The 5298-nt window shown below is 40.7% G+C and carries 5 protein-coding genes and 2 pseudogenes; 3 read left to right on the forward strand and 4 right to left on the reverse strand.

Features of this window, described 5'->3' with window-relative positions:
• Window positions 1-373, reverse strand: a 373-nt coding sequence (locus O9332_RS05700; protein ID WP_288024185.1) for an RNA-guided endonuclease InsQ/TnpB family protein, incomplete at its 3' end; no start/stop codon positions are given.
• Between the two features lie 59 nt (window positions 374-432).
• On the opposite strand from O9332_RS05700, the gene tnpA reads away from it, so the two are divergent.
• Window positions 433-804 (forward strand): IS200/IS605 family transposase, encoded by a 372-nt coding sequence (gene tnpA / locus O9332_RS05705; protein ID WP_043999387.1) that lies wholly within the window; start codon window positions 433-435, stop codon window positions 802-804.
• Window positions 805-1084: 280 nt separating this feature from the next.
• Here the strand turns inward: tnpA and O9332_RS05710 are convergent, their stop codons facing one another.
• The 3 genes from O9332_RS05710 to O9332_RS05720 form a co-directional block, all read right to left on the reverse strand.
• Window positions 1085-1831 (reverse strand): alpha/beta hydrolase, encoded by a 747-nt coding sequence (locus O9332_RS05710; protein WP_288024188.1) that lies wholly within the window; start codon window positions 1829-1831, stop codon window positions 1085-1087.
• Between the two features lie 132 nt (window positions 1832-1963).
• Complete coding sequence (gene fldA, locus O9332_RS05715) at window positions 1964-2476, reverse strand: flavodoxin FldA (protein ID WP_002760221.1); 513 nt, start codon at window positions 2474-2476, stop codon at window positions 1964-1966.
• A 266-nt stretch (window positions 2477-2742) separates the two neighbouring features.
• Window positions 2743-3771 carry a chlorophyll a/b binding light-harvesting protein gene (locus O9332_RS05720; protein WP_002760223.1) on the reverse strand — a complete coding sequence of 343 codons (1029 nt, stop codon included), beginning with the start codon at window positions 3769-3771 and terminating at the stop codon, window positions 2743-2745.
• Window positions 3772-4293: 522 nt separating this feature from the next.
• On the opposite strand from O9332_RS05720, the pseudogene O9332_RS05725 reads away from it, so the two are divergent.
• Together O9332_RS05725 and O9332_RS05730 are read left to right on the forward strand one after the other, a co-directional pair.
• A pseudogene (locus O9332_RS05725) lies at window positions 4294-4863 on the forward strand (ISAs1 family transposase); the annotation flags it as partial.
• Window positions 4864-5101: 238 nt separating this feature from the next.
• Window positions 5102-5284: pseudogene (locus tag O9332_RS05730) on the forward strand (ISAs1 family transposase); the annotation flags it as partial.
• Between the last annotated feature and the right edge of the window lie 14 nt (window positions 5285-5298).

Raw genomic sequence — 5298 nt, forward strand, 5'->3', positions numbered from 1 at the left:
GATGACCAGAAGAATCAATTGACCAACCAGCACCATCAGGATAAGTCCAACCTCGATAATTTCTAGATGCCTTAAACTTAGGATAACCTGATTTAAGTTTAAAGAATCTCTGAAAAGCAAAATCTACTCGTTTAACAGTGGCTTGCAGTGCATGGCTACCAAGTTCTTTATATTCTGGCCAACATTTCTTCAACTCTGGTAAGCAATTTTGTTGGTCAAAATAGTTAAGGTTTTTACCAAACTTTTTCGACTCGGTTTTGCGATGATAAACACAAGCATTATAAAGAGAGCAGTGTAGCTTTTGACTGTAATGAAGCTTGTTATTTTGTGTTTGGTTTGGATCAAGACGAAAAGTAATTCTCTTGATAGCCATAACTGATCGACCTAGGAAAGTTATACTTTTAGTATAGCCTACAGACATAGGTTGTCAATATGAAACCCAGAAAAGGTTCTCATAGTGTTTTTAGCGTGCGGTTACACTTTGTTTTTCTCACTCATTATCGTAGAAAAGTTATAACCGCTCAAATGATGGAACGGTTAAGGGAAATGATATGGCAAGTTTGTCGAAAGCTTGAATGTGAACTAATTGAGTTTTCTGGGGAGAGCGATCATGTACACATTTTGTTAGATTTCCATCCCCAAAATTCCATTTCTGCTGTAGCAGGATGCTTAAAGAGTTCCATTGCAAGAACAATGAAAAAAGATTTGCCCGAGCCGGTCAATAAATTCTACAAGAGTGAAGTGTCTTTTTGGTCTAATTCTTGTTATGTTGCGTCATCCGGGGCTCTTCTCGACTTTGTGTGATAATTTTTGCTTATGAAATCGTGAAATGTTTACTGGGAAAGACTTTTAGGACTATTTGGTTAAATAGGGTTTGCTGAATAATGGTAAAACCCTTTTAAAATAAAGCTTTTGACCTGTTAAAGTCCGATGTTAGTGCAAGAAAATAGGATTGGGACTTTCAAAAACCTTGCATTATCCTTCTTGTGGTACATCGCTTGGTACAAAAAACAAGGGCAACAAAGCCTGAAACGACCGACTCCTGACGACCGGCTACTGACTCCTACCCCCAGGAAAAACTTTTTCAGCAGACCCTAATTACAGTTTGCTCAGAAAGAAATTCCTGTGGAACTAGAGATCGCCAGAAACTAAAAATCTCTTGACTGACGCTGTAGGGGTGGGAATAGTGGAAAAAATAACGCCCTTTGTGACAACTCCAAATGCGATCGCCTGACTTTAACCAGGGTTGCCATCCCTGCAATAAATGCTGATCGATAATCGTATCGATATCTCCCCCACAGACTAACAGGGGTACGGGAACTGTCCCCGGGGCGAAATGGGCATTCTGATAGAGATTATGGGGAGAAAGGGACAATAATAAATCCTCTTCCAAGAGATAGCGATATTCTTGGGTTAAAGCGCAGGATTGATGACCAAAAAGATTGTGAACCGATTGATTGAGCAGAGTTTGACGAGAACAAGGCAGTAATTTTGATAGCACATAATAATGAGCTTGCCAATCGATCGCCGGATAGACTCCCACAGAGAGCAAAGTTAAGGATTTTACCCTTTCTGGATAACGACGCGCATACAGTAATCCTACTAATCCCCCCGTGCCGTGGCCGACTAAATGCAGCGGTCGATCGCATTGTTTCAGGTAATCTTGTAGTAATACCAAGGCGATATTAAGAGAAGCTGGCTGATCAAGAGATTGACAGTATTGCCAATCAGCGATCGCAATTTCCCGGGCTAAAAAATCCAACACCGGGCGATCAAAACGGCGAAAACTGGGGTTAACATTAATCCAAACTGCATCAGGTAATCGAGACATAATAATCAAGGATATAGGGGATTTTTCAGTGATCAGTAAACAGTAATCAGTAATTGGTGAAAAGAAAGCTGCGAACTAGCCACTTAATACTATTCACTGATAACTGATAACTGATAACTGATTGATAGCTAACTAAACGCCAAATTCGCCCTTAAGTCCCGCGACCCAAGTTTTGATCCGTTGTTCAGTTAAATCGGATTGGTTGTCTTCATCGAGGGCTAAACCGACAAATTTGCCATTTTTTAGGGCTTTCGACTCGTTAAAATCGTAACCTTCTGTCGGCCAATAACCGACAGTTTTACCCCCTAGGGAGGCGATTTTTTCTTCCAGTATCCCCAGAGCATCTTGAAAGTTATCCGCATAACCGATTTGATCCCCCATCCCGAAATAAGCGACCTTTTTGGAGACGAAATCAATGTCATCCAATTCATCGTAAAAACCCTCCCAATCGCTTTGTAATTCGCCGATATTCCATGTGGGACAACCGATAATCAGGGCATCGTAGGGGGCAAAATCCTCGGTAGAAGCGGAGGAGATATCGTGTAATTCTACAATTGCCTCACCTCCAAATTCTTTCTGAATCATTTCCGCTACCGTTTCGGTTTTGCCGGTTTGCGTGCCAAAAAATAAGCCAATTTTTGCCATAAAATTTGTCCTTGTTGCGAAATAAGTGAGTTTAACTCTTAATTCTCCTTGATAGGGAATAAAGCCCCTGATTACAGTTTTCTCCCTCTGAAACTGGCATTTCCTGCCGGCAAGAACTACAGTACCAATAAGAGCGAGAGCGTCCAATGTGATGCAGCAATTTGGTGTTACAACAGGGACAGTAAGGCATAAGGGACAGTTAGAAAGATTGATCAGCGGGGAAAATTAGGAAAATCGATAGTTTATCCTAATCTTCCTTGAAAAAACTAGGCTTCTATCGCATTTAAGGCTTTTTCTACTCGTTTAAAGTCAAAACCCATCGCGCGTAAAGCGTGCCAGAGATGACCTTGTAAAAAGAAGAAAGCGAGGAAAAAGTGGGCATTAGCTAACCAACAGCGCGCCGTATGCACTCCAAAGGGCAATTTCACCGTGTCGGCAAAGTAGGGAGCAATTCCTAACTTCACTTCTAAAATTGGCCCGTAAAATTCGACTGGATAAGCGAGGGTATTTACCCCACAGAAATAGGCGGCCACGAAACCAGCGAGGGCAATTCCGCCCAAGGAATAGGATAAAATGGCTTCTCCGGAGAAAATCAGCACATTTCTCGCCCATTTGAGCGGGGGAACGATAATATGCCAGACACCGCCCCCAATTAACATTAAACCGACGTAGATATGACCACCGACTAAATCTTCGAGATTGTCCACAGTAGCGAAGTGGGTTTGATAGCCATAGATAACCCAAGGATCGAGGGTTGGTTCACTAACGACTCGGACAGCGCCGATAGTTGCGTCGTATAATCCCCCCCAGTACATAGCTCTGGCCACTAATAATAATGCAGCTATACCTAAAAAGAGCAGGTGATGACCGAGAATAACTCCTAATTGTCGGGGTTCACTCCAATCGAAATGGAATTTTTTCCCCGGACCGGAGGAATCTTTCAGGGTTTCTGGGACTCTTAACAGGTGAAATAAGGCTCCTGCTCCCAAAACTGCCGAAGAAATCAGATGAATTGAGCCAATCACGAAAAAGGGATAGATATCGATGATTTGCCCCTTTTCTCCGACTCCAAAGCCTAAAGTGGCCAGGTGCGGCAGTAAAATTAAGCCCTGTTCTGCCATGGCTATATCGGGGCGATACTGGGAAATTTCAAATAAGGTGAAGGCTCCTGCCCAAAAAGCGATTAAAGCAGCTTGAGCAACGTGGGCAACGATAAATAAGCCTGATTTATCGGCAAAACGGGCATTTCCTGCCCACCAGTCGTACTCGATCTGAGGATTATCGTAGGTCTGCATGGCATCTTTTAACGAAAATAGAACCAAGCTTATTGATAATAATATGCAATAAGCTTTAAGTCTTAGTCTAGAATAATTCTCAATAAAGTCAAGTTAAGAATTGTTACAGTTGCTCGGCATACTTTAATACATCAGTATTTTTAGCCTGATCAGCCTTTGAAAATCAAGGCTTTTCAGCATGAATCTTGGATCGCAGCTAGAGTAATCACCTCAAATAATTGAGAATAATTATTAATTAATTTTTAACAAAGACTAGAGGATAATTAGCTTGTCATCACTTAAACAAGCCTGTAATTAGGGTCTGCTGAAAAAGTTTTTCCTGGGGGTAGGAGTCAGTAGCCGGTCGTCAGGAGTCGGTCGTTTCAGGCTTTGTTGCCCTTGTTTTTTGTACCAATCGATCTACCACAAGAAGGATAATGCAAGGTTTTTGAAAGTCCCAATCCTATTTTCGCAGCATGAACATCGGACTTTAACAGGACAAAAGCCTTATTTTAAAAGGGTTTTACCATTATTCAGCAAGCCCTAAATAATCCTAATGATGAACAACAAAATTTTATTATGTTTGTCTCATTGTTTAGTCAAGAAAGTGGATTAGTATTACACATAAAAAGAATCGAAAATAAAAAAGGGTCTGAAATCGACGAAGGTCAAGCTATAATTGAGGATTGCTCTCTCCCAGATAAAGTTTTTACTGGGGATGCTTTACACTGTCAGAAAAAAACAATCAGCTTAATAGCCAAGAGTAAAAATGATTATGTTATCACCGTTAAAGGAAATCAGAAAAATCTTGATCAGCGAATACAAGACCTGAGTAATTCCTCAAAGGCAGAAAGTTGCTTTCTCGAACAAGATAATAGTCATGGACGAAAAATATCAAGAAAAATAGAAGTTTTTAAAGTGAGGAAAAATGAAAGACAAGGGTTTGAAAATCTGCGAAGAGTTATTAAAGTAGAAAGAAGGGGTAGTCGCGGAGATAAAACCTATGAAGAAACAGCTTACTATATCAGTAGCCTAACTGAATCCGCTCAAGTATTTGCTAAAATTATTCGAGGACACTGGAAAATAGAAAATCAGTTACATTGGGTAAAAGACAGGGTAAGCGCATCTTAACAATCCTTGACAAAATGAACTTTATATGAGTTGCTTACCCAGAAAGCGATTCAGGCATATTTGAGGAGAATTGGCCATCTCAATTGTTAAGCAAAAATCGACCAAATGTGAAGATTTCGTAACTATTCTGATTGACTGGTATCACCTGAAATGCCCACACAGCAAGCGGATCACAAAATTGGCCAATTGTCAATAGCTTTTGAGATGCTCTCACCCTGGGGTAAAAGATGTAATTTTTGAGGAAGATAAAAGCGAGATAAGTGATTTTCAAGCGGCAAGCAATTGGTCAATTCTCACAACTATAGGATTGAATCTTTTCAGAGGTTTGGGTTTTCTCTCAATAACAGAGGGACAGAGGTGGTTAGCTGAACGTTGGGAAAAACTGATAGTTTTATCGACGTAAGAAGCAGAAAAATT

This window comes from Microcystis sp. LE19-10.1B, from assembly GCF_027530565.1.
GTDB lineage: Bacteria > Cyanobacteriota > Cyanobacteriia > Cyanobacteriales > Microcystaceae > Microcystis > Microcystis aeruginosa.

What these genes read in the sequence shown, in the direction of transcription:
- O9332_RS05710 (WP_288024188.1), bottom strand. Translation starts at nt 1,831, where the DNA reads ATGTCTCGATTACCTGATGCAGTTTGGATTAATGTTAACCCCAGTTTT.
- fldA (WP_002760221.1), bottom strand. Translation starts at nt 2,476, where the DNA reads ATGGCAAAAATTGGCTTATTTTTTGGCACGCAAACCGGCAAAACCGAA.
- tnpA (WP_043999387.1), top strand. Translation starts at nt 433, where the DNA reads ATGAAACCCAGAAAAGGTTCTCATAGTGTTTTTAGCGTGCGGTTACAC.
- O9332_RS05720 (WP_002760223.1), bottom strand. Translation starts at nt 3,771, where the DNA reads ATGCAGACCTACGATAATCCTCAGATCGAGTACGACTGGTGGGCAGGA.